The sequence below is a fragment of the Paludisphaera borealis genome (genome assembly GCF_001956985.1).
GTDB lineage: Bacteria > Planctomycetota > Planctomycetia > Isosphaerales > Isosphaeraceae > Paludisphaera > Paludisphaera borealis.
In genome coordinates, this window is the sequence record NZ_CP019082.1 from 1,240,952 (window position 1) to 1,263,284 (window position 22,333).

At 65.9% G+C, this 22,333-nt stretch carries 19 protein-coding genes and 2 tRNA genes; 8 read left to right on the plus strand and 13 right to left on the minus strand.

All coding sequences use genetic code 11. The annotated features are described in order from the left end of the window. Positions 1 to 7 precede the first annotated feature (7 nt). From BSF38_RS04800 to BSF38_RS04810, 3 genes are all read right to left on the minus strand, one after another. Positions 8 to 868 (minus strand): DUF4190 domain-containing protein, encoded by an 861-nt coding sequence (locus BSF38_RS04800; protein ID WP_076343702.1) that lies wholly within the window; start codon positions 866 to 868, stop codon positions 8 to 10. A 127-nt stretch (positions 869 to 995) separates the two neighbouring features. Further along, positions 996 to 1,526 carry a hypothetical protein gene (locus BSF38_RS04805; protein WP_076343703.1) on the minus strand — a complete coding sequence of 177 codons (531 nt, stop codon included), beginning with the start codon at positions 1,524 to 1,526 and terminating at the stop codon, positions 996 to 998. 183 nt (positions 1,527 to 1,709) lie between these two features. After that, positions 1,710 to 3,215 carry an efflux RND transporter periplasmic adaptor subunit gene (locus tag BSF38_RS04810; RefSeq protein WP_076343704.1) on the minus strand — a complete coding sequence of 502 codons (1,506 nt, stop codon included), beginning with the start codon at positions 3,213 to 3,215 and terminating at the stop codon, positions 1,710 to 1,712. A 529-nt stretch (positions 3,216 to 3,744) separates the two neighbouring features. On the opposite strand from BSF38_RS04810, the gene BSF38_RS04815 reads away from it, so the two are divergent. Beyond that, positions 3,745 to 6,291, plus strand: coding sequence for a U32 family peptidase (locus BSF38_RS04815; protein ID WP_083712698.1), 2,547 nt, complete (start codon positions 3,745 to 3,747; stop codon positions 6,289 to 6,291). Between the two features lie 188 nt (positions 6,292 to 6,479). Beyond that, entirely contained in the window at positions 6,480 to 8,021 is a 1,542-nt protein-coding gene (gene cobA / locus BSF38_RS04820) for a uroporphyrinogen-III C-methyltransferase (protein WP_076343706.1), read from the plus strand. Positions 8,022 to 8,048: 27 nt separating this feature from the next. On the opposite strand, the gene BSF38_RS04825 is transcribed toward cobA, so the two are convergent. The 8 genes from BSF38_RS04825 to BSF38_RS31880 form a co-directional block, all read right to left on the minus strand. Beyond that, entirely contained in the window at positions 8,049 to 8,231 is a 183-nt protein-coding gene (locus BSF38_RS04825) for a hypothetical protein (RefSeq protein WP_076343707.1), read from the minus strand. A 126-nt stretch (positions 8,232 to 8,357) separates the two neighbouring features. After that, positions 8,358 to 8,915 (minus strand): Hsp20/alpha crystallin family protein, encoded by a 558-nt coding sequence (locus tag BSF38_RS04830; RefSeq protein ID WP_083712699.1) that lies wholly within the window; start codon positions 8,913 to 8,915, stop codon positions 8,358 to 8,360. Positions 8,916 to 9,194: 279 nt separating this feature from the next. Then, positions 9,195 to 9,617 (minus strand): Hsp20/alpha crystallin family protein, encoded by a 423-nt coding sequence (locus tag BSF38_RS04835; RefSeq protein WP_076343708.1) that lies wholly within the window; start codon positions 9,615 to 9,617, stop codon positions 9,195 to 9,197. 63 nt (positions 9,618 to 9,680) lie between these two features. Then, a complete protein-coding gene (locus tag BSF38_RS04840) occupies positions 9,681 to 10,121 on the minus strand; it encodes an Hsp20/alpha crystallin family protein (protein WP_076343709.1) in 441 nt (146 codons plus the stop codon). Positions 10,122 to 10,400: 279 nt separating this feature from the next. Next, the gene (locus tag BSF38_RS04845; RefSeq protein ID WP_076343710.1) at positions 10,401 to 11,933 is read right to left on the minus strand and encodes a M56 family metallopeptidase; all 1,533 of its coding nucleotides are present in this window, start codon (positions 11,931 to 11,933) and stop codon (positions 10,401 to 10,403) included. 188 nt (positions 11,934 to 12,121) lie between these two features. Next, positions 12,122 to 12,556, minus strand: coding sequence for a BlaI/MecI/CopY family transcriptional regulator (locus BSF38_RS04850; RefSeq protein WP_237170738.1), 435 nt, complete (start codon positions 12,554 to 12,556; stop codon positions 12,122 to 12,124). 202 nt (positions 12,557 to 12,758) lie between these two features. Further along, positions 12,759 to 13,478: a uracil-DNA glycosylase family protein gene (locus BSF38_RS31875; protein ID WP_076343712.1), complete on the minus strand. Its 720-nt coding sequence runs from the start codon at positions 13,476 to 13,478 to the stop codon at positions 12,759 to 12,761. A gap of 122 nt (positions 13,479 to 13,600) precedes the next feature. Beyond that, on the minus strand, positions 13,601 to 13,960 hold the full coding sequence (locus tag BSF38_RS31880; protein WP_237170739.1) for a hypothetical protein: 360 nt from the start codon (positions 13,958 to 13,960) through the stop codon (positions 13,601 to 13,603). 768 nt (positions 13,961 to 14,728) lie between these two features. On the opposite strand from BSF38_RS31880, the gene cimA reads away from it, so the two are divergent. The 6 genes from cimA (at position 14,729) to BSF38_RS04890 (ending at position 20,746) form a co-directional block, all read left to right on the plus strand. Next, entirely contained in the window at positions 14,729 to 16,345 is a 1,617-nt protein-coding gene (gene cimA, locus BSF38_RS04865) for a citramalate synthase (RefSeq protein WP_076350598.1), read from the plus strand. 15 nt (positions 16,346 to 16,360) lie between these two features. Beyond that, positions 16,361 to 16,972: a Uma2 family endonuclease gene (locus tag BSF38_RS04870; protein WP_076343713.1), complete on the plus strand. Its 612-nt coding sequence runs from the start codon at positions 16,361 to 16,363 to the stop codon at positions 16,970 to 16,972. Between the two features lie 171 nt (positions 16,973 to 17,143). After that, entirely contained in the window at positions 17,144 to 19,954 is a 2,811-nt protein-coding gene (locus BSF38_RS04875) for a valine--tRNA ligase (protein WP_076343714.1), read from the plus strand. A gap of 113 nt (positions 19,955 to 20,067) precedes the next feature. Continuing rightward, positions 20,068 to 20,463, plus strand: coding sequence for a bifunctional nuclease family protein (locus BSF38_RS04880; protein ID WP_237170740.1), 396 nt, complete (start codon positions 20,068 to 20,070; stop codon positions 20,461 to 20,463). A gap of 63 nt (positions 20,464 to 20,526) precedes the next feature. After that, positions 20,527 to 20,613 (plus strand) — tRNA-Ser (locus BSF38_RS04885). A 48-nt stretch (positions 20,614 to 20,661) separates the two neighbouring features. After that, positions 20,662 to 20,746, plus strand: a tRNA-Leu gene (locus tag BSF38_RS04890). 31 nt (positions 20,747 to 20,777) lie between these two features. On the opposite strand, the gene BSF38_RS04895 is transcribed toward BSF38_RS04890, so the two are convergent. Both BSF38_RS04895 and ureG read right to left on the minus strand, forming a co-directional pair. Continuing rightward, on the minus strand, positions 20,778 to 21,692 hold the full coding sequence (locus BSF38_RS04895) for an urease accessory protein UreD (RefSeq protein WP_076343716.1): 915 nt from the start codon (positions 21,690 to 21,692) through the stop codon (positions 20,778 to 20,780). Next, positions 21,689 to 22,330 (minus strand): urease accessory protein UreG, encoded by a 642-nt coding sequence (gene ureG / locus BSF38_RS04900; protein WP_076343717.1) that lies wholly within the window; start codon positions 22,328 to 22,330, stop codon positions 21,689 to 21,691. Before ureG ends, BSF38_RS04895 begins: the two co-directional genes overlap by 4 nt. Positions 22,331 to 22,333 lie beyond the last annotated feature (3 nt).

A 22,333-nucleotide genomic window follows, 5' to 3' on the forward strand; every position in this document is an offset into this window, starting at 1 on the left:
ATAGGCGTCAGTGGTTGTGGCCGTCGCCGGGGCCGTGGTCGCCGCCGCCGCCGGGGGCATGGCCGTGGCCGTCGTCGACCGGCTTGTCGGGGATGACGTAGGTCGACGGTTTGTACGGGTAGCGGAGGTCTTCCACCCACCACTCGTAGGCTTTCGACCCCTCGGGGATCATGCCCTTGAGCACGGCCAGCGCGAGTTCACGACCCTCGTGCTCCTTGACGGTGGGGCCGTCGATCTCGAAAACGGCGAGGACGACGGGGAGCATGTCGCCGTCTTCGGACTGCGTTTCGACCTTCAGGAACGAGATCTTCTGTTCGGGCGACGACTTCAGCCGATCCGCGAGGGCCTTGAGCGGCGCGTGCTTCATCTCGGTCATCGCCAGGTCTTGCTTGCTCGACTGTTGAAGCTGGGTCCAGTTTTCCTGAGCGGTCACTTTCGCGCGAGTCGTCGGCGGCAGCCCCAGCCAGTAGACCTCGGCGAGCGGGGACGCCTTCAGGGCTTCCGCGTAGGTAGCCGCGAACTTCACGGCCTCTCGTCGAATGAGATAGTTCTGGAGACTCGTGACCGTCGCGATCGAGAGCCCGAACACCAGCCCGAGCAAGACGCCCACGCGAGCCATCGTCTGGCCGGTCAGCATTTCGGGATGGCGCTGGATGGCGCGATCGGCAGTAACGCCGAGGATCACGGCCAGGACCGCGAACAGATAGAAAATCGGATGCGCGAAGCTGAATACCGCCAGGAGCCCGCAAATCACCGCGAAGATGGCGCGGGTGCTGACGGCCCGATAGGTCGGGATTTCGTTTTCAATGACCGGCCAATTCGCATTGAGGTCGGTCGTCGTCGGTGTGGTCTCTTGATCGATCGCCACGAAGAAACTCCTCGACGCACCTGATCCGGCGGGAATGAGTCGATTTACGAGTGAGAAGCGCGCATTCCGGATCAAGGGTTCGCTTGGTCTATCTGAAGCTAATCACTGGGGCGCACAGCGTCAAGGATCACCGCAGAACGAGACCCGTCGCGCCCCACGAACCTGAGGTCAACAGCCAGGACGAAAAGGCCAATCCGACCCAGAACAGACCCAGGGCCCAGCCGGTGACGTTCGTCCACGACCAGTCCTTTCCGGCGAGTCCGGACCGCATTCCGGCGATGAGCACGGCCAGGATGATCAGGCCCATGGTTCGCTCGCCGAGCGGGGTCGCCCAGTTGGTCCATTTCATGTTGCCGCCGATCACCCCCACGACGTCGAAGATCCAGATCAACAGCCCGCCGGTCATCCAGACGAGTTCGCCGAGACTGCCGCCGCTCCGCCCCGACCGTGCCAGGATCAGCGGCCCGACCAGCGCCAGGCAGCCGGCGATGGTCGCCAGGCCGGAGAGCAACTGCACCGGCGGCCAGGTCAGCCGGCCGTTCCGGACCAGCAGGCTGAACGCCCCGCCAAGCGCCGCCGCGACGAGCAGGGCGTTCAAGACGGCGTGGTCCGAAGATGAGGAGGACGAAGCACCGCCCCCCGCGCGTTTTGCACCCATGAGATCGTCGTCGTCGCAGCTCGAGGAGGAAATCAGAGACCCGGGCGCGCGGACGGATCGCGAGCCGGCAGGGACGACGGGCCTCGGTTCGATTCTTCCTTCGGCTCGGCGCGGCGGCCGTCGACAGTTTACGATCGGGCCGCGCCGGCCGATTCGCCGGCCGCCTCGGCGCGGCCGTCGTAATCAGTGCAACACGGCGACCGCGTTGACGGGCTCTCGGTTGCCCTCGGCGCCTCCCGCCGGGGGGGCGGCGGGCTTGGTGCTCAGGTCGGAATCGTCGGGGACGTCGGCGTCGACTTCCGCGAGGACCGGATTGAGCACCACCTGCTCCCCTTCCTCCAGCCCGTCGGCGATTTCCAGCAAATCGTGCGTGGCCTGCCCGAGCTCGATTTTCCGTCGTTCCAGCCGGTCTTCCCGGGCGACATAGCAGAAATCCTGGCCTTCTTCCTGGGTCACCGCCTCGATCGGGACGGTCAGGACGTTCGGCTTCGGGGTCAGGTACAGATCAACCTGCGCGGTCATCCCCGGCTTGAGGTCGACGCGCGACATCGAATCAAGCTTGACGATCGCATCGAAGTAGCGGACGTCCGAGCGATAGTCGAACACGGGGATCGGCGAGATCGACGTGACCCGACCCGACAGCCGGGCGGCCGGCGCCCCTTCCAGGCGGACAGTCGCCTTCATGCCTTTCCGCACCTGGTCGACGATCGACTCGTGCAACTGGGCGACGACTTCCATGTCCTTGAGGTCGGGAAGGTAGAAGAGGTCTTGCTTCTGCCGGACGGCCATGCCGGCCTCGATCGTGATCCCTCTGCGTGCATCGTTGGCGTAGATCACGAAGCCGTCGTGGGGGGCCCGGATCGTGCACAGCTCGACCTGCTTCTCCAGCTTTGCGAGCCGTTCGAGGTTGCGTTGCAGCCGGCTGTCCTGATAGTTGAGGACGGCCGTCCCGGCGAGCACCTGGCCGTCGAGCACGCGAAGGTTCTTGGGCGCGGTGTACCGCTCGAACAACCGGCGGCCGCTCGTCTCCTGAGCCACTGCGAAGAGCGCCTGCGCGTAGCTCTGCTTCTCGGAGGCGACCTGGTTCTGAGGCACGTAGCCTTTCGCCTTCATCCGGATGGCCCAGTCGAGCCGGTCCTTGCAGCGCATCTCGTCCGACTGGGCCAGCGCGATCGCCCGCTCGTAGTCTTTGAGCGTCTCTTTCATCACGCCTTCACGGTACTCGCTGATCGCGAGCTTGGCGACTTCGAGATCGAGCTGCGCCTGATAGCGGTCGGCCCGCGACCGCTCGACGGTGATCCGCTGCTGGCGAAGCAGCTCCTCGTAGTCCGAGGAATCGATCTGCGCCAGGACGGTTCCGCGCTCGACGACCGAACCGTCGGGCACGACGCTCAGGAGCGTTGACGCCCCCCCCGCAGCCAGACGCTGGCCCTTGATGCCGATCGTGATATTCTCCAGCTCGCACTCGATCACCGTCCGCTTCGAGCTCTCGAGCCGTCCGCCGGCCGTCAGCGATCCTTCAAGGACGGTCCGACTCACCGGGGCGAACTTGTATTTCTCGACGAGGGGTCGCGAAGACTCCCACGGCCAACCGTTCGGAGAGCTTGACGCAATCTTGATCGAAGCGCCGACGGCGACCAGGATCGCGATCATCAGCAGCGACGACCGCAGTTTCTTGAGTGCGCGCATCTCGATCGAACTCCTCTACTTTTCCCGGGTTCCGGCACACCCCGGGAGGCTGCCGCGTGCTTTCATTCGTCCGGTCGTCCCGGACCATGATTCGCATAGCTCGAAGCCGCCAGGGCGACTTTTTCGTTTCGAGAACGCCTGAGGCAGGCTGCGCTCTCCAACATCAGAGGCGGGGCTGTCGCTCGGCCAAGGAAGGTCGTGTCGCGTTGTGTAAGAGCGTCGTACGAGTCGACTCGCCGAATATGCGGGGGGCGAATCGACGTGGAACCGTTACAATCTATCGGATCAAAAGGCTCAGACCAAGAGCGTGGGCGTCGCTCGCCCGCTCTTCCACGCGTCGATGAGGGGATTGTAAAACAATTATTGCACGAACTCAAGGCCACTTTTGCGCGCGGGGCCAGGGCCGGCGTCCACCGGGTCGTGCGGACCGTCCATCGACCGGCGACACTTGGTTGAATCGGCCTTCGGCGTAATAATGGTTTAAGCTCGACGGTCTGGACCATGTGATCCGGTAGGGAATGGGGCGTTGATGAAGGTTGAAACCAGTGTGCGGACGAGACTTGCGATCGACGACCCGAGCTGGGAGGCGGTCGCGGTGAAGCCCGAATTGCTCGCGCCGGCGGGCGACCGGGAGTGCGTTCGCGCGGCGGTGGCCAGCGGGGCCGACGCCGTCTACTTTGGATTAAAGCGCCATAACGCCCGGATTCGGGCGATGAATTTCGATGGTCTTGATCTGTCCGATACGATGACCTACCTCCACCGCTACGGGGTCAAGGGGTACGTTGCGCTCAATACGCTGATCTTTCCGCGCGAGCTTCCGGACGTCGAGGAAACGGTCCGCGAGCTGACCTCGGCGGGGGTCGACGCCGTCATCGTCCAGGATCTGGGACTGGCTCGGCTGATCCGCGCGGTCACGCCCGACCTGGAAATCCACGCGTCGACGCAGATGTCGATCACCAGCGAGGAAGGGGTCCGGCTGGCGGCCGAGCTGGGTTGCTCGCGCGTGATCCTCGCGCGGGAGCTTTCGCTGGCGGACGTCGAGCGGGTCCGCGCCGAGTCGACGCTGCCGGTCGAGGTCTTCGTCCACGGGGCGCTCTGCGTGGCCTATTCCGGCCAGTGCCTGACCAGCGAGGCCCTCGGAGGCCGATCGGCCAACCGCGGCGAGTGCGCTCAGGCCTGCCGCATGCCCTACGAGATCGTTTGCGACGGCCAGGACGTCGACCTGGGGAAGACGCAGTTCCTCCTCAGCCCGCAAGACCTCGCCGCCTACGACCTGATCCCCGGACTGATCCGCGCGGGGGTCGCCAGCCTGAAGATCGAAGGCCGGCTCAAGGCGCCCGAGTACGTGGCCAACATCACCCGGCACTACCGCCAGGCGATCGACGAGGCGTGGGAGGGACGGCCCGTCGCGTTTTCGCCTCGCGAGGTCGAGGAGATGCAGCTCTCGTTCTCGCGCGGGTTCAGCCACGGCTTCCTCGACGGCGAGAACCACAAGGTGCTGGTTCGCGGCGATTACGCCAAGAAGCGCGGGGTCTTGCTCGGCGAGGTCGAGTCGGTCGGTCGCTCGGGCGTTCGGATGTCGGTCGCCTCGCACGTCAAACCCGGCGACGGGCTCGTCTTCGACGGCGACGAGGCGGCGGGAATCCCCGAGCAAGGCGGGCGGATTTACGAGGTGATCGCCGCGAGCGGAAACTCGGCTTCAACGCCGGGACGCGTCGAGCTGCGGTTCGGCCGCGACGCGATCGATCTCGCGCGGCTGAAACGCGGCCAGCAGGTCTGGAAGACCGACGACCCCGAGCTGACAGCCCGCATCCGCCGGACGTTCGAAGACCCTTCGGCCCGTCTGGTCGACCTCGACATGAGCGTTCGGGCGGCGGTCGGCGAGCCGCTCCGCGTCGAGGCGCGGACGGCGACGGGCTTCTCGGCGACGGCGAGCAGCGAATCGCCGTTGCAACCGGCGCAGTCGAAGGCGGCCGACGACGCCCTGCTCCGCGAGCAGCTCGGCCGGCTCGGCGGCACCGCGTACCGGCTCCGCTCGCTCGAAACCGAGATCGTCGGCGCGCCGATGGTCCCCAAGAGCATCCTCAACCAGCTTCGCCGCGACCTGTCGGCCCGGCTCGACTCGGTGTCGGCCCAACCGCCGCCTCGCGCGATCGCCGCCGAGCCCGTCCTGCCAACGCTTCTGGCCCCGATCCGCGCCGAGCGTGATCGCCAGCGAGCCGACGGCGGCGTTGCTTCGCCGCAACTGGCGGTGCTCTGCCGTCGGACCGACCAGGTCGAGGCCGCCGTGGCGATGGGCGTCACCACGATCTACGCCGACTATCAGAACATCAAGGAATACCCCGACGCCGTCGCCGCCGCCCACCGGGGAGGCGCGACCGTGTACGTGGCGACGCCCCGGATCGAGAAGCCGGCCGAGCGGAACCTGTTCAAGTATCTCGGCAAGGTCGGGGCCGACGGCGTCCTCGTCCGCAACGCCGGGGGCCTTTATTACTGCGCCGAGAACGGCGTCCCGTTCGTGGCCGATTTCTCGCTCAACGCCGCCAACCCGCTGACGGTCGAACTGTTCCACGCCCGAGGCGCGCGGCGGGTGACGGCGTCGTACGACCTCAACGTCGACCAGCTTTTCGACCTGATCGCCGGCGTCCCGACCGACTGGCTGGAAGTGGTGATCCATCAGCAGATTCCTATGTTCCACATGGAGCATTGCGTCTACTGTGCGTTTTTATCGCCGGGGACCGACCACACGAACTGCGGGCGGCCGTGCGACCATCACGACGTCAAGCTGCGCGACCGCGTGGGCAAGGAGCACCCGCTCAAGGCCGACGTCGGCTGTCGCAACACGCTGTTCAACGCTGTCCCCCAGACGGCCGCCGAGTTCCTCCCCCGGCTGGTCGCGCAGGGCGTCGGCAGCCTGCGGATCGAGTTCCTCGACGATTCGCCCAAAGCCGTCGAGCGAACCGTCGCCCTCTACCGCGAGACGATCGCCGGCGAGCGCGACGGCAAAACCCTCTGGCGCGACCTCAAGGCTTCCAACCAGTACGGCGTGACCCGTGGTCCGCTCGCCTTGCTCTGACGTGCAAAATCAGAATAGGCTGTCGCGAGCCTCCCTTCTCCCCTCGCGGGAGAAGGTGGCCGGAACGGCCGGATGAGGGGGGCGCGACAGCTTCCGACCTCCCCCTCATCCGCCCCTTCGGGGCACCTTCTCCCGCGAGGGGAGAAGGGAATCAAGTCCCCTTCCTTCGACGTGTTTGAAGAGACGCCATGAGTCGCGAGCGCGGAATCGTCTATCTGATCGGTGCGGGGCCGGGTGATCCCGGGTTGATGACGTTGCGAGGCGCCGACCGGCTGGGTCGGGCCGAGGTGGTCGTTTTCGACCATCTGGCCAGCGCGCGGTTGCTCGACCTGGCTCCGGCGTCGGCCTTGCGGATCTGCGCGGGGAAGTCGGTCGGCCACTGCACGCTCGATCAGAACGAGATCAACCAGACGCTCGTCGAGCACGCCCAGGCCGGGAAGGTGGTCGTCCGGCTCAAGGGGGGCGATCCGCTGGTCTTCGGGCGAGGGTCGGAGGAAGCGGCCGTTCTGCGGCGACACGGAATCCCGTTCGAGATCGTTCCGGGGGTGACGGCGGGGGTCGGGGCGACGGCCTACGCCGGAATCCCGGTCACTTGCCGGGGGGCCGCCTCGGCGGTCGCGTTCGTGACCGGGCACAGCGACCCCGAGGCGTCGGCGGGTCGTTCCGGAGTCGACTGGCCGGCCCTGGCCCGGTTTCCCGGCACGCTGGTCGTTTACATGGGCGTCACCCATCTCGACGCGATTTGCCGCACCCTGATCCGCGAAGGTAAACCGTCGGGCACGCCCGCGGCGATCGTCGAATCGGGCTCGCTGCCGTCGCAGCGGGTCGTCGCGGGAACGCTGGAGAGCATTACCAGCCTGGCCCGCGAGCGCCACGTTCGACCCCCTGCTCTCCTCGTCGTCGGCGAGGTCGTCGCCCGTCGCGGGGAGCTGGAATGGTTCGAGTCGTTGCCGCTGTTCGGCCAGCGGATCGTCGTCACGCGGCCTCGCGACGAGGCGGCCCGGTCGGCGTCGGCGCTCGAAGCGCTGGGGGCGGAAGTCGTGGTCGCGCCGACGGTCGAGATCCGTCAGATCGCCGACTCGGGACCGCTCGACGCGGCGATCGACCGGCTCGGGGACTACGACTGGCTCGTCTTCACCTCCGTCAACGGCGTCCGCAGCTTTCTCGAACGCCTTTTCGAGCGTGGGAAGGACCTCCGCGCGCTCGGGGGCGTCAAGCTCGCGGCGATCGGGCCGAGCACGGCCGAGGCGCTCGACCGGTTTCACCTCCGCGCCGACCTGATCCCGCCGTCGTTCCGTTCGGAGTCGCTGGCCGAGTCGCTCGCGGGCGTCGCGGCGGGCTCGCGGATCTTGCTCGCGCGGGCCGATCGCGGCCGGACGATCCTCAAGGACGAGCTGAGCCGGCTGGCGGATGTCGACCAGGTGGCCGTCTACCAGAACGCCGACGCTGACCAGCTTCCCGATTCCCTGATCGACCGCATCATGGACGGATCGATCGACTGGATCACGCTCTCCAGTTCGGCGATCACCGCGCGGCTGCACGCGCTCTTGCCGGAGCCCGCGCGGCGGAAGATCGGCCGGGAGATCAAGCTCGCCTCGATCAGCCCGATCACCACCCAGGCCGCGGCGAACCTCGGCTGGACGGTCGCCGCCGAGGCTTCGACCTACACCTGGGACGGCCTGATCGAAGCGATGACCCGGCAAGTCGCCGCCGGGCGGGCCCCGCTCTAGCCGTCGCCGACCGGTGCGGGGCGGCTACTATCGGAGTTCGAGGATCGTCTCGACGCCCTGCCATAGCAGGAACGCGCCGCCGAGGATGAAAAGCACGTCCATCGCGATGTATTGCCCGAAGATTCCGACGACGAGATCGAGCAGGAAAATCAGGATGATGATCGCAGCGACTCCGATCGCTGAGTACGTGATGACCTTCTCGGTCTCCATATCGCAAGGCTCCGCACGAGTAGGAAACAGCTTTCAACGTCTACAACTTACCACAATTCTCATGCGGAGCGAGGGGGACCGACCCTTGGTTTTCCGGCCGGCCGTCGCGAGTTGCGTTCGAGCGGCTCAACCCGGCCGAACCGGGATCGTCCGGGGGGCCGAGACCTGTCGTCGGGGTAAGCGGATGGTCAGGACGCCGTTGACGGTTTCCGCCTGGGCGGCGTCGAAATCGACCTCACCGGAGATCGCGACTTGGCGCAGGAACGATCCGAACCGGCGCTCGCGGAGCCGAAGGTGGGCGTCGGGACGCGCTCCGGGGGTTCTCGTTCCCCGGATAATGAGCAGGCCGTTGGCGACCGACAGCTCGACCTGGGACGCATCGACGCCGGGGATCTCGACGACGACCACGATTTCCTCGGGAGTCTCATAGACGTCCACCGGCGGGCTCCACGGACGACCGCCGGTCGGCTCGCGGTGGGGCCCCGGCTCGCCACCTGGACCGGCGAAGGGACCCGGCTCACCGCCCGGTCCGGGGCTGGGACCCGGTTCGCCGCCCGGTCCGTGGCTCGGTCCGGGTTGAAGGTATTCCTCGACGAACCGCCTGAACTCGTTTTGCAGCAGTTCAAACGGAATCCGCCGCTCGCGCCGCCACTGATTCGACCAGCTCATGTCGGGCTTCGTCATGGGAACCTCGCTGTTGGGCGCCTGGTTGGGTTTCGCCTCTCACGCAGGGTTTCGGGTGGCGTGCTCAATACGAAACAGGAGCGCGGACGGATTCCGGCCACTGTCCGGAATGGTAGCCGACCTCCGTGAGGTCAGTCCTATGGTGAGCGATCGATTCTCGGCTATCACCGCGCAATCCATCATCCGCATCGAAGCTTATTCGCCGCCCTCGACCTCGATATTACGCTCTCCGCCCAAGGATGGATCCAGGGGCCTCCCCGGCTCGGCCGTTCTTTTTCATCACGATTTGATTTCGATGCGTCGGGCGCGGGCTCGGTCGGCCTTGGGGAGGAAGATCCGGAGCACGCCGTTCTTCAACTCGGCGGTGATCCGCTCGCGGTCGACCTCGTCGCTCAGGATGAACGAGCGGTGGTAGTCGCCCACCGGGTATTCCTGGTGAATCAGCCGGGCGGATTCCGGGGCCGGCGAATCGATCTTCGCGTAGAGGCTCAGGACGTTGTCTTCGAGCTGGATGTGGAGATTACTCTCCGTCGCCCCCGGAAGGTCGGCTTCGAGCGTCAATCCGTCGGGACCGTCGTGGATGTCGATGGGGGGAGTGAACGCCGGACGGGCTTCCTGGTCGTCGCCGGCCCGCGGCGGGCCGCCGGGCGGAGACGACGCCGAGCCCACCGCGACGCGGATCGAAGAATTCGGAACGCTCATGGCCGGAACTCCTGGAATCGGGCGCTGCTGGCGCGCTGAGTCGTCAGGTCACTTCAGGTCAGGTCAACTCGGGGAGGAGACCACGATATGTCGCGGTTTCGCACTTTCGGCCCTAGGCAGGCGCACCGTCAGAACGCCGTCGGCGAAATGCGCGGAGACCCGACTCTCGTCGATCCGGTCGGGCAACGTGACGGTTCGCGCCCAGCGGCCCATCACGCGCTCCTGGCGACGGTACGAGTCGTCCTTGACCCCTTCGGGGCGTTTCCGCTCGCCTCGCAGCGACAGGGTCTCGGACGTGACCGTCAGCTCCACCTCGTCGGCGCTCAGGCCGGGCAGTTGGGCCGAGAGCAGGTAGCCCTCTTCCGCGAGGTAGACGTTGATCGCCGGAAACTGCCGGATGTGACGCGCCGATTGAAACGGATCGAGACTCTCGAACAGCCTGCCCATCTCGCGGTGGAATTCTTGGAAAGGATTCCAACCCTCTTGCCAGTTCGGACCATTCATGCCGCGCCTCCCGGAAGCTCGCGTCCCGTTGAGAAATCGAAAGACCCATTACGCAGAGCGTGTGCCAGAAGGAATACGGGCCTTGAGGCGGGCCTGCGACATCGCCTTTAACCGATTTAATCCGAACGAGTTGCGTTGCTCGATCGAGAGCCATGGGACGAGGGGCGGAGCGGTAGGAGGACCAACTCGCGAGTGCCTTTGTGGCAGTCGTGATTTTCGGCGGCTGTCGATCGGGCAGTCGTGTCGAAATGGCAGTCCGGAGGTGCGCAGTCGGCTCGATCACCACGTGACGACGAGATCGCGAAGGATGGCCGTCGTATCACGAGGCGGCGCGAGCGTGAGCCATTGCGGGCTGTCCGGTTCCTCGTCGTACGGGTCGTCGACGGGCACGGGGACGCCGTCGACGAGCAGGGTCAAGCCGTTGAGGTTGCGGCACATGTAGATTCTATGCCACGACGGCGGCTCGTTGGGATCGAGCGCCGACGGGTCCAGGCCGGATTCGCCGAGTGCGGTCAGGGGATGATCGGACAGGCGGATCTGCGCCAGCGCGGTGGAGGTTGCGAGGAGATCGGCCGTGAGCTGGAACGAGGGAGGCAGAGCCAGAGGCAGGACGGCGGGGGGCCGGCCCGGGACGAGCACGAATTGAGGGATGTTCAAGCTCGAGACCAGGGGGTCGCTGGGCCGGGCCGGGTGCAACAGGGCGGACGGGTCGAGCGGGGCGAGCAGCCGGAAACACGAGACGGCGATCGCGATGGCCATGAGGAGCGCGGGCATGACGATCGAGAACCACGGCGGGGGGTGGTCCTCGACCCGGAACGGGCAGTAGAGGAGCATGGCGACGCGCTGCAACAGCGGCGACTTGAACCCCCCCTTCCACCACGGAAACTGCGGGTCGCCGGCGGCGTCCTGGGTTTTCTTGGCCGACGCCTCGCCGGCCGAACGGACCGAGGCGAGGCCGACGAGCCATTGCGCATAGGCGGTCGAATCGCCGATCGGTCCGGCCGCTTTGCGGTCGGCCAGGAATTCCTGGTCGATCCGGAGTTGCGAGCGGAGCCACCAAAGATGCGGCAGGAAGAACCAGACCGCCTGCGATACGCTGGCCAGGGCGCTGAACCAGACGTCGCTGCGGTCGGCGTGCGCCAGCTCGTGAAGCAAGATCAGCCGCAACGAGTTGGGATCGACGTCGTCGTCGTCGAGCCGCTCGGGGATCAGGATGCAGGGCTGAACAAGGCCGCCGAGCACCGGGCCGCGCGGCCAGGCCGAGACGCGAAGCTTCGGGTACGGCGGCGGCCGGCCGAGGTCGGCGATCAACTCATCGAAGATTCGTCGCGTCGCGTCGCTGGGCTCGTTCGATCGTCGCAGCAGGCGGCGGAAGCCCCAGAGGCCCAGGCCGAACCAACCGATTCCGATCGTCGCGCCCCCAAGATGGACCAGCGTCAGGGCCCGGATCAGCGGCTCGCCAGCCGGCCACTCCGCGTCGGAATGCGTGCCGTGGCCGACGTCGTCGAGTCGCGCCCGGAATCGACGACCCAGCAGGTCGTCGGTGGCGAACTGAGACGATCGAGGCAGCATCTGGGGGGGCATCACGCCGTTCCGCACCATCCAGTCGAGGGGATAAAGCCGAGGCAGCGGCGTGAAGACCACGAGCGGCAGCATCAGGAGGGCCGAATAGAAGCCCGTCTGCGCCAGCATGATCCGTCGCGAGGGCTGGCGGGTGAAAACCATGAGAACGACGACCAGGCTCAGCAGGATCGCGTTGGCGATCCCGGCGTCGATCAAGGTGCGGCTGAGGAGGTCGAGCACGGGCCACATGGAGCGTCTTCCGGAATCAGTCCGCCGCGCGAGTCTAAGTCGGCGAGCGGTCCGCCGAGTCTCCGTTGCTCGGAATGGTATGCGCGAGAAGTGGAAAGGGCCAGGAAAAGGTCCGTCGCGGCTGACGGTTTTTCCTGGCCCTTATTGGTTTCGGCGGGGCTGACGACGACGATTCGTGACTCGTCATGTCAAGCGTCTGCTTCGCTCGTCTCCGCGGCGGATTCGGCGGGCGGCAGCGTCGACTGCTTCTGCGCCTCGTCGATCATGGCGCGCAGCCGCTCGAGATCTTCCGCCGTGGGAGGCTTGGAGTCGAGCAACGCGACCATCACCCGGTCGAGGGCTCCGTCGAACACGCGGTCGACGAATTTGCGGGTCAGCTCACGGATCGTTCGCTCCGAAGACTTCTTCGGATGGTAGATGAACGTCCGGCCTTCAACGACGTGGCGCACCAGGCCCTTCTTCTCCTCCATGATGTTGAGGAGCGTCTGAACGGTGCTGTAGGCCACGGGCCCCGTCTCGCGGTTCAGGTCTTCCTGAACGTCCCGGACGCTGGCCTGGCCCCGAGCCCACAAGATCTTCATGATCTCAAGCTCGCGATCGGTGACCATCTGTGTCTTGCGCACGTGAACCTCCGACGTATAACGGGAAAAACGAAAATGATCATTCACGTAACCTACCCCCCGCAAGGGGTCTACGCAAGCCTAAGCAAATCGGAATAAACACGTCTCCAGGCGGTCTGCAACGGGTGTGGAAGGGAGTCCTTGCAAAATAGGGAGATACGTCGATCCGGCGGATGGCTTCCGACTTCAAAAATCTGCCGCCGATCTATGCCGGATCGGCCGATTCGGCGACCTGACGCTTCACTTCTTCGAGCCGCCGTGCAAGCATGCCCGGGAATTTCGAGTACCACCGGCGGTTGAGCGGCGAGGGATGGGGCAACGGCCGCACGACGATCGTTTTGAACGGCGGATCGCCCTTCCCGGTCGCCGAGACCGGCAGTCGGCATGCGAACGTCGCGTCGAATCGGGCGTCGGTCCCCGCCGATTCGTCGAACCGTCCCCCTTCCGCATAAGGCTCGAACCAGCGGAAGGCCTCGGTCCCCAGGGTGATCACCTGCCCCCCTCGCCAGAAGCCGGCCAGCAGCGAGACGACGAACGGCCGGAACCGCGCGCGGACCGACTCGGCGTAGGCTTTGTTTCCTGGAGGCTTGAACGGCACCGTATTGGTCAGAAGCGCATGATCCAACGCGTCTTCCAGCCGAGGCGGCTCTCCGGCGTTCGCCTTAGAAGGCCAGGCGGCGACGATCCCGGCGCGGACCAGACGGCCCCCCGCGCCGATCAACGGCTGGCCGGCGGCGACCTCGTCGCGTCCCAGATCGCGCGCAAGAATGCAAACCGGCGCGTCGAGCGAGCCGGCGAACAGGATCGGCCTCCGGGGATCGCGTTCCACCCGTTCATACACCGGTTCGTCAACCGGGAACTCCTCGCGCCGCGCCTCGGCGGCGGCGGATTCGATCAGATCCTCGATCTTCTGGACTCGCGGCACGACGGCCTCCCTCGGTTCGCGGAGTGGTCGTCTGCCAGTATAAGAGGCGAATCCCCCGAAGGCTCCGTGTTTCTTCCCCGAGGAGCCGGTCTTGCACGCCGTCGTGCGGCACGCGCTCGCTTTCAGAACAGGATCGAGATGATCAGGACGATCGCCAGGGCTTCCTGGAAGTCGATCGGTCGAACCGGCGCGATCTGCGCGACCAGGCGCCGCCAGAACGCCTGGACGAAGCCGGCCGAGATCAGCATGAGGACGGTGAATCGCACGAAATCCAGTGCGGAACTCAGAATCAGGCCCGCGACGGGGAAGTTCTGAGCCTTCTCCGAAAGGAACAGAAACTGGAACAGGCCCCAGAGAGTGGAATAGGCGAACAGCGCCAGGTTGAACCCCGGAGTGATCCCCTTGGGAACATCCCACGCGACCGTGGTGGACGACTTCGCTCCGGCGGCCTCGCTCGGTTCGAGTTCGGAGATGTACGGCATGTCTCGAATCACCTCGCCGGGCGAAAAGATGCTTCGGAATTCGATCTGGCCCTTCCTCCATTCGGATCTGGACCGCCAATCTTGTCTCATCCTCGAAATTCCCACCGAAGTCTCCGAAAACCCTTCCTCGGTTTCGCCGGTCGCGTCCAATCCGACGCATACTCTCCTATAGCGAGACCGTCCGAGCCCCCGGCGGCGATCGCGGCGCGCCTGCACACAAGCCGCCCGATAGCGAGCCGAGGTCGTCATGGGCCGCGCCGCGCGAATTCTCGCCAAACGAAGCCAATTTCGTCGGATCGGAAAAACGATGCGGAATCCGGAGTTGGAGTGGAATTCAGGTGGCGTCCGGAGTCAAACGAACCCAATCCCTCACGGGCTGGACCGGAGACCGACGGCGGAGGACCAGGCTGCGAATCGGGGCGAACGAACCCAATGTCGACACGGCGGAAAACCGTGGCTTGCGCAGGCCGCCGCCATCAAGTCGGGCCGCGAATGTCGCCAAACAGAGCCAGTTTGCGATAGGACGCAAAGTCTTTAAAGATCAAGAGTTTCAGTGAGAAACCAGGCTGCGCGGGATCGCAAATGAACCCAATTTCGGAGCGGGTCGCCCGGCGGTCGGACGTGCGAGGCGTCAGGGTTGGTGGGGACCGCGCCGAGGGGCATTGGGTCCGGGTGTCGAGAACCCTTGGAATTTCTGGTAGAATCCCGTGCCGGGGCAGTGAACGCCAAACCGACGACGAAACGAGCCGAACGAAGCCAATGAACCCGATGACTCGAATTGCGATCTACGACACGACGTTGCGCGACGGCAGCCAGGGCGAGGGGGTGAACTTCTCGCTTCAGGACAAGCTGCTGATCACGTCGAGGCTCGACGAGCTCGGGGTCGATTACGTCGAAGGGGGATATCCGCTCTCCAACCCCAAGGACGCCGCCTACTTCCAGGCTGTCCGCGACCTGCCGCTCGGTCACACCAAAGTCGTTGCATTCGGAATGACCCGCAGGCGTGACATCGCGGCCGAGGACGACACCGGCATGAAGGCGCTTGTCGCCGCCGGGACGCCGGCCGTGACGGTCGTCGGCAAGACCTGGGACCTGCACGTCCGCGAGGTCCTTGGCGTTTCGCTCGAAGAGAACCTCCGGATGATCGGCGATTCGCTCGCTTTCTGCGCGTCTCGCGTCTCCGAGGTGATCTACGACGCCGAACATTTCTTCGACGGCTTCCGGCGCAATCCGGATTATTCGTTGCAAACCCTACGACAGGCCGCCGAGGCCGGCGCTTCGTGGATCATCCTCTGCGACACCAACGGCGGCTCGCTCCCCGAGGAAGTCGCCGAGGCCGTCAGTCAGGTCGCCCGCGAGATCCGCGTCCCGCTGGGAATCCACACCCATAACGATGGCGAGCTGGCCGTGGCCAACGCCCTGGCGGCGGTCCGCCAGGGGGCCCGTCAGGTGCAGGGGACGATCAACGGCCTGGGCGAGCGCTGCGGGAACGCCGACCTGTGCAGCGTGATCGGCAACCTGTCGCTCAAGTATCCGGATTTCGAGGTCCTCGCCCCCGGCAAGCTCGTCCGGCTCACTGAGGTCTCGCGCTACGTGTACGAGACGGCCAACATGAACTTCCGGCCCGGCCAGGCGTTCGTCGGCGCGAGCGCGTTCGCCCACAAGGGGGGGATGCACGTTCACGGCGTCCGCAAGATCGCCTCAAGCTACGAGCACATCGAGCCGTCGACCGTCGGCAACGAGCGGCGGATTCTCGTCAGCGAGCTTTCCGGCAAATCGAACATCGCCGAGAAGCTGACCGAGTTCGGGCTCGACCAGGATCAGGACCTGCTCTCCCGGGTGCTCGATCGGGTCCAGGAGCTGGAGAACGAGGGCTACCAGTTCGAGGCGGCCGAGGCGTCGTTCGTGCTGCTCGTCGAGCGTCTGGCCGGCCGCCACGACAAGCGGTTCGACCTGCGCGGGTTCCACGTCGGCGTGGCGGGCCAGTACGGACGCGCGTCGATGACCGAGGCGACGATCAAACTTCAGGTCGGCGACGTGTTCGAGCACACCGTCAGCGAGGGGGACGGCCCGGTCAACGCTCTCGACGGCGCGCTTCGCAAGGCCCTCGAACACCACTACCCCGGCCTCCGCGACATGCACCTGGTCGATTACAAGGTCCGCGTCATCAACGCCCGGGCGGGAACCGCCGCGCGGGTGCGGGTCGTCATCGAGAGCACCGACCAGGACGCCGTTTGGGGCACGATCGGCGTCTCCGAGAACGTCATCGAGGCGAGCTGGCTGGCGCTCGTCGACTCCTTCGAATACAAGCTTTCCAAGGACGCCCGCGGCCGGACCGCCGCCGCGCCCAAGTCGCCCGCGCTGGCGGCCGAATCCTTGTCTTGATCGGGAGCATCTGACATGGCGACCAAGACTCCCACGACGACCGACGCTTGCAGGCGGCCGTACCGATTCACCATCAAGCAGCTTGAGCGAATGATCGAGACCGGCGTCATCCCCGACTCGACCGACGTCGAGCTGGTCCGTGGGAAGCTCTACCGCATGACCAAATACGAGCCTCACAACTTCACCGTGGCGATGATGGCCAGGCGGCTCGGCCGAATGTTCCCCGAGGAGGAATTCACCGTCCGCGAGGAGAAGTCGATGTCGCACGATCAGCGATCGATGCCCGAGCCGGATATCGCCGTCGTCCGGGGGCGCCTCGAAGACTTCCGTCCCCGGCCCCCGTCGACCTCGGAGGCCGTGTTGCTCGTCGAAGTCTGCCAGAGCACGAAGCGGGCCGACTACCACGACAAGCTGTCGCTTTACGCGGAAGGCGGCGCGCCGACCTACTGGATCGTCGACCTCGACGCCCGCACGGTCACCGTCCACGCCGACCCCATGAGCCAAGGGGCCCGCAGCATCTATTCGCGCGTCGAGGCGTTCGCCGACGATGCCTCGGTCCCCGTCGTCTTCGACGGCCGCGAACTCGGCCGGATCGTCGTGAAGGACGTCCTGCCGCCGCCGTCCTAGTGACTTGAGTTGGAGTTTATTCTGGAAGAGTCGGACGATGGGGGTCACGGGGTCGGTTTCCGAACCCGTGCCACCCTGATTCAAGACCACGGCTTTTCGACTCACCGCACTCGTTTCCGCGTTCACGTTTTCCGTTCCCAAAACGAATCCCACCGAAACCAACGCGCCGGTATGAATATCAACGAAATCCCCAAGCAGTACGACCCGAAGGACGCCCAGGACCGTTGGTACGAGTTCTGGCTCAAGAGCGGCTACTTCCACGCCGATCCGGCGAGCGAGAAGCCCCCGTACTGCATCGTGATCCCCCCGCCCAACGTTACCGGGGCGTTGCACCTGGGTCATGCGCTCAACAACACCCTGCAAGACATCCTGATCCGCTGGCGGCGGATGCAGGGCTGGGACTGCCTCTGGATGCCCGGCACCGACCACGCCGGGATCGCCACCCAGGCGGTCGTCGAGCGCCGGCTGCTCGAAGAGGAGAAGCTCACCCGCCACGACATCGGTCGCGAAGCCCTCGTCGACAGGATCTGGGCGTGGAAGGACGAGTACGAGAAGCGCATCCTCGGCCAGCTCCGGCTGATGGGCTGCTCGTGCGACTGGGAGCGGACGCGGTTCACGCTCGACGAGGTCTGCTCGCAGGCCGTCCGCCGCACGTTCTTCAACCTGTTCAAGGCGGGCAAGATCTTCCGTGGCAAGCGGCTGGTGAACTGGGACACCCAGCTCCGCACCGCGGTCGCCGACGATGAGATCTATTACGAGGAGACGAACGGCCACCTCTGGACCATCAAGTACTCGGTGGCCGACTCGAACGAGGTGCTCCACGTCGCCACGACGCGGCCCGAGACGATGCTCGGCGACACGGCCGTCGCCGTCCACCCCGACGACCCGCGTTACCAGCATCTGATTGGCAAAATGCTCGAACTACCGCTGACCGGGCGGCGGATTCCGATCATCGCCGACCCGATCCTCGTCGACCCCGCGTTCGGCACCGGCTGCGTGAAGGTTACACCCGCGCACGATCCCAACGACTACCAGACGGGCCTGCGCAACGGCCTGCCGATGATCAACCTGCTCAACCCCGACGGCACGTACAACGAAAACGCCGGCGCCAAGTACGCGGGGCTCGATCGGATGGTCGTCCGCAAGCGGGTGGTCGCGGACCTGAAGGAGGCCGGCCTCCTCGAACGGGTCGACTCGTACCTCGTCCGCCTCAACCACTCCGACCGCAGCAAGACGCCCATCGAGCCGTACCTCTCCGATCAGTGGTTCGTGCGGATGGGCGACGAGGCCGACGACACGCCCGGGTTCGCCCAGCAGGCCATGGACGCCGTGGCGACGGGCCAGGTGCGGATCACCCCGGAACGCTACGCCAAGAGCTACATCGACTGGCTGACCGAGAAGCGCGACTGGTGCATCAGCCGGCAGCTCTGGTGGGGCCACCGCATCCCCATCTGGTTCTGCTCGACCTGCACTGAGGACGACTTGCAACTGGCCTTCGGCGGTCGTACCGACGTCTCCTGGCGCGAGGCCGAGGCGGGCGGCTGGCTGATCTGCGGCGAGCACGACCTGGCGGCCGAGGCCCTCGGCGACGGCCACACGCTGCGGCAGGAGACCGACGTCCTGGACACCTGGTTCAGCTCGGCCCTCTGGCCGCACTCGACCCTCGGTTGGCCCGACGAGACCCCCGAGCTGCGCAAGTATTACCCGACGAGCGTCCTCTCCACGGCTCGTGACATCATCACGCTCTGGGTCGCCCGGATGGTGATCTTCGGCCAGTTCAACATGCGCGAGGTCCCGTTCCGCGACGTCTACATCCACCCCGTGATCCAAGACGGCAACGGCAAGCGGATGTCGAAGTCGGCCGGCAACGGCGTCGACCCCGTGGATATCGTCGAAGTTTACGGTGCCGACGCCCTCCGCTACACGTTGGCCCTGGGCGCCACCGAGACCCAAGACCTGCGGATGCCCGTCGAGAAGCTGAAGCTCGCCGACGGCCGGACGATCAACAGCTCCGAGCGGTTCGAGCAAGGGCGGAATTTCGCCAACAAGATCTGGAACGTCGCCCGGCTGACGATGATGAACCTGGAGGGCTACGAGGCCGCGCCGGTGGACGTCGCCAAGCTGCCGGTCGAGGACCGCTGGATCTTGGCCGAGCTGGACGAGACGGTCGCCGCGACGACCGCGGATCTCGACGCCTTCCGGTTCTCGGAAGCGACGCGCCGGCTTCGCGAGTTCGCCTGGGGCGAGTTCTGCGACTGGTACGTCGAGTTCATCAAGACGAGGCTCCGCGACCCCGAGACGCGGCCGGACGCCCAGCGCGTGGCGGCGGCGGTCCTCGACGTCCTCTGCCGGCTCTTGCATCCGATCATGCCGTTCCTCACCGAGCAGATCTGGCAGCCGCTGGGCCAGCTCGCCCCGCGTCGAGGCGCGCCCGAGCCGGTCGCCGCCGCGGCCAGCGTCTGCGTCGCCCCCTGGCCCGTCCTCGCGGGCCTGGAAGACGCCGAGGCCCGCGCCACGGTGGCCCAGTGGAAGGAGAAGATCCAGGCGATCCGCAACCTCCGGGCCGAGCGCAACGTCCCCAAGGACGCCAAGATCTCCCCCGTGATCGTGGCCGAGGGGGTGGTCGCCGACCGGTTGCGGCTGGGCGAGAGCTTCATCCGCAGCCTGACCGGCGCGGCGAGCGTCGAGATCACGGCCGACGGCTCGCGGCGACCGGCCGATTCGGCCGTGTCCGTCCTGGCCGACGCCGAGATCGTCCTGCCGCTGGAAGGGCTGATCGACAAGGAGGCCGAACTGGCCAAGCTCCGCAAGAGCCTGGCCGACCTGGAACGCCAGATCGCCCCCTTGCGAGCGAAACTGTCCAACGAATCGTTCACATCGCGGGCGCCCGCCGAGGTCGTCTCGGCCTCGCGCGACAAGCTCGCCGAGCTGGAAGCCCAGCACGCCGCGGTCGCGAGCCTGGTGGAGACCGCGCGGACATGACGCCCCTCACGTTGACGGGGCCGATCGCGGCTCTTATGATCAAGCGGAAGCGTTCCGGGCGACGACGACCCGGACCGGGTTATCAAGCCGGTCAAGTGGAAAGGTAAGCTGCCGTGCCGGTCCAGATGGATCTCATGCGGATCATCATCAATGAGAACAGCGATCAACACATCATCTTCCTCAAGGAAGTTGAAGGCGACCGCATGTTCCCGATCGTGATCGGCATCTTCGAGGCCTCGAGCATCGACCGGCGCGTCAAGAACCAGCAGAGCCAGCGCCCGCTCACCCACGACCTCCTGGCCAACGCCATCGAGTTGCTGGGGGGCGAACTCCAGGATATCTATATCAGCGAGCTACGTGATCATACGTATTTCGCCAAGCTGCGGATTCGCCACGAGGGCGAGATCCTCGAGATCGACTCGCGGCCCAGCGACGCGATCGCGCTGGCCGTGACCGTGGACGTCCCCATCTACGTGGCCGAGGACATCATCGAGGAAGTCAGCCAGTGAACGGGAGGCGAGGCGGACGAGCGAAGCGGCCGAACCTCGCCGCGCATCGAGCCGTCGAAATTCGGAGGGGTGCCAGAGTGGTCGATTGGGACGGTCTTGAAAACCGTTGAAGGGTCACACCTTCCGTGGGTTCGAATCCCACCCCCTCCGCTTGGATCGGTCGAGAGCCGGTCGGAATCGCAACGACCCGCCCAAGATGCCGGCGTGGCGGAATGGCAGACGCTGAGGACTTAAAATCCTCTTCGGGGGAACCCGAGTGTGGGTTCGAATCCCACCGCCGGTATTGGATCGCAGGGCTGCGGGAGCGGGGGCGATCATCGCCAGGCGAACTCGGGGGGGACGGGGAAGCCGGCGACCTCGGGGCGGACGAGGGACCAGAACTCACGGACCTTGGCGCGGACGGGCTCGGTCTCCATCCCCAGAACCTTGAAGATCAGGCCGGCGTCGTTGGGGAGCCGGCTCGCGCCGGCGGCGCATCGGGCCTTGCGGTCGAAGACGGCGGGAGCCTGGGCGAGGATGCGGTCGGCGTGGAGCTTGGGAGTGAGCAGGATCACGTTGCCGAAGACGTCGAAGTCGCCCATGGCGCCCGCGGCGCGGGGGGGCTCGCGGTTGGGCTCGATCAGGAACTTCTCGGTGAACAGATCCGACCCGTCGGGCCGCTCGGCGTGGACCGTCGAGGAGAAGAGGTCGAACACGAAGCACTCACCGTCGCGGTAGTACTTTCGTCCGCACGTGAGGATCTCGGAGTATAATAATGTGGCGGTCGGATGGATTTCGAGGCGTGTTCGGGTCAAGAACCGCGAGCGTCGGAACGGGATGACCTGGTCGGGGAGAAGCTCCAGATAGGCGCCCTCTTCGAGCACGACGTCCTGGACTTGCATCGCGTAGTTGGCGTCCATCTCGTGGATCTTGGTCGCGGCCTGGGTGGTGACGTGGGCGAAGGCGTCGCGGGCGACCCGGACGTCGATCGTGTAGCGGTCGCCCTGAAGGATTCCCCCGGCGTTGCTGATGATGAACACGAACGGCAGGTCGGGCATGCCCTCGTCGCAGTAGAGCGCTTTCTGGACGATGAGCGGCGCCCGGCGCTCCAAAAACGCCAGGATCGACCGCTCGCCGCGACGCTCGAACCGCATTCGCAAAAGCGCGACCTTGCCGACCGATCCGCTCGGGAGCTGTTTCGGCTCGTCTTGATAGGGCGCGAGTTCGCGCGGGAGGGGAAACGGTGTCAAACGCCGGCCTTTTTCAGATGGAGGTCGAACAGGACGTTCTCGCGAATAAATGTCACAAGTGCGTCGATCCCTTCGCCCGTCTTGCAATTGGTGAACAAGAACGGCTTCTCTCCCCGCATGAGACGTGAGTCGGTCTCCATGACTTCGAGACTGGCGCCGACGTAGGGGGCGAGGTCGGTCTTGTTGATGACGAGCACGTCCGACTGCGTGATTCCGGGGCCGTTCTTGCGGGGGATCTTGTCGCCGGCGGCGACGTCGATCACATAGATGAAGTAATCGACGAGCGCGGGGCTGAAGGTCAGGGTCAGGTTATCGCCGCCGCTTTCGATGAGCACCAGGTCGGTGTCCGGGAACCGCGATTCCATGTCCTCTACCGCCGCGAGGTTCATGCTCGGGTCTTCGCGGACGGCCGTGTGGGGACAGGCTCCGGTCTCGACGCCGATGATCCGTTCTTCGATCAACACCCCCTTGAGCGTTCGCTGGACGTGCTTGGCGTCCTCGGTCGTCACGACGTCGTTGGTGATGATCATGACCCGGACGCCGAGGTCGACCAGCTTGGGCGTGATCGCCTCGATGAGCGCCGTCTTGCCCGAGCCGACCGGCCCGCCGACCCCGATTCGCGTGATGCTTTTCGCCATGGT

Bases quoted from the DNA above. Each gene is read 5' to 3' on its own strand.
- BSF38_RS04805 (WP_076343703.1), bottom strand. From the start codon at position 1,526: ATGGGTGCAAAACGCGCGGGGGGCGGTGCTTCGTCCTCCTCATCTTCG.
- BSF38_RS04810 (WP_076343704.1), bottom strand. From the start codon at position 3,215: ATGCGCGCACTCAAGAAACTGCGGTCGTCGCTGCTGATGATCGCGATC.
- BSF38_RS04815 (WP_083712698.1), top strand. From the start codon at position 3,745: ATGAAGGTTGAAACCAGTGTGCGGACGAGACTTGCGATCGACGACCCG.
- cobA (WP_076343706.1), top strand. From the start codon at position 6,480: ATGAGTCGCGAGCGCGGAATCGTCTATCTGATCGGTGCGGGGCCGGGT.
- BSF38_RS04825 (WP_076343707.1), bottom strand. From the start codon at position 8,231: ATGGAGACCGAGAAGGTCATCACGTACTCAGCGATCGGAGTCGCTGCG.
- BSF38_RS04830 (WP_083712699.1), bottom strand. From the start codon at position 8,915: ATGACGAAGCCCGACATGAGCTGGTCGAATCAGTGGCGGCGCGAGCGG.
- BSF38_RS04835 (WP_076343708.1), bottom strand. From the start codon at position 9,617: ATGAGCGTTCCGAATTCTTCGATCCGCGTCGCGGTGGGCTCGGCGTCG.
- BSF38_RS04840 (WP_076343709.1), bottom strand. From the start codon at position 10,121: ATGAATGGTCCGAACTGGCAAGAGGGTTGGAATCCTTTCCAAGAATTC.
- BSF38_RS04845 (WP_076343710.1), bottom strand. From the start codon at position 11,933: ATGTGGCCCGTGCTCGACCTCCTCAGCCGCACCTTGATCGACGCCGGG.
- BSF38_RS31880 (WP_237170739.1), bottom strand. From the start codon at position 13,960: ATGCCGTACATCTCCGAACTCGAACCGAGCGAGGCCGCCGGAGCGAAG.
- cimA (WP_076350598.1), top strand. From the start codon at position 14,729: ATGACTCGAATTGCGATCTACGACACGACGTTGCGCGACGGCAGCCAG.
- BSF38_RS04870 (WP_076343713.1), top strand. From the start codon at position 16,361: ATGGCGACCAAGACTCCCACGACGACCGACGCTTGCAGGCGGCCGTAC.
- BSF38_RS04875 (WP_076343714.1), top strand. From the start codon at position 17,144: ATGAATATCAACGAAATCCCCAAGCAGTACGACCCGAAGGACGCCCAG.
- ureG (WP_076343717.1), bottom strand. From the start codon at position 22,330: ATGGCGAAAAGCATCACGCGAATCGGGGTCGGCGGGCCGGTCGGCTCG.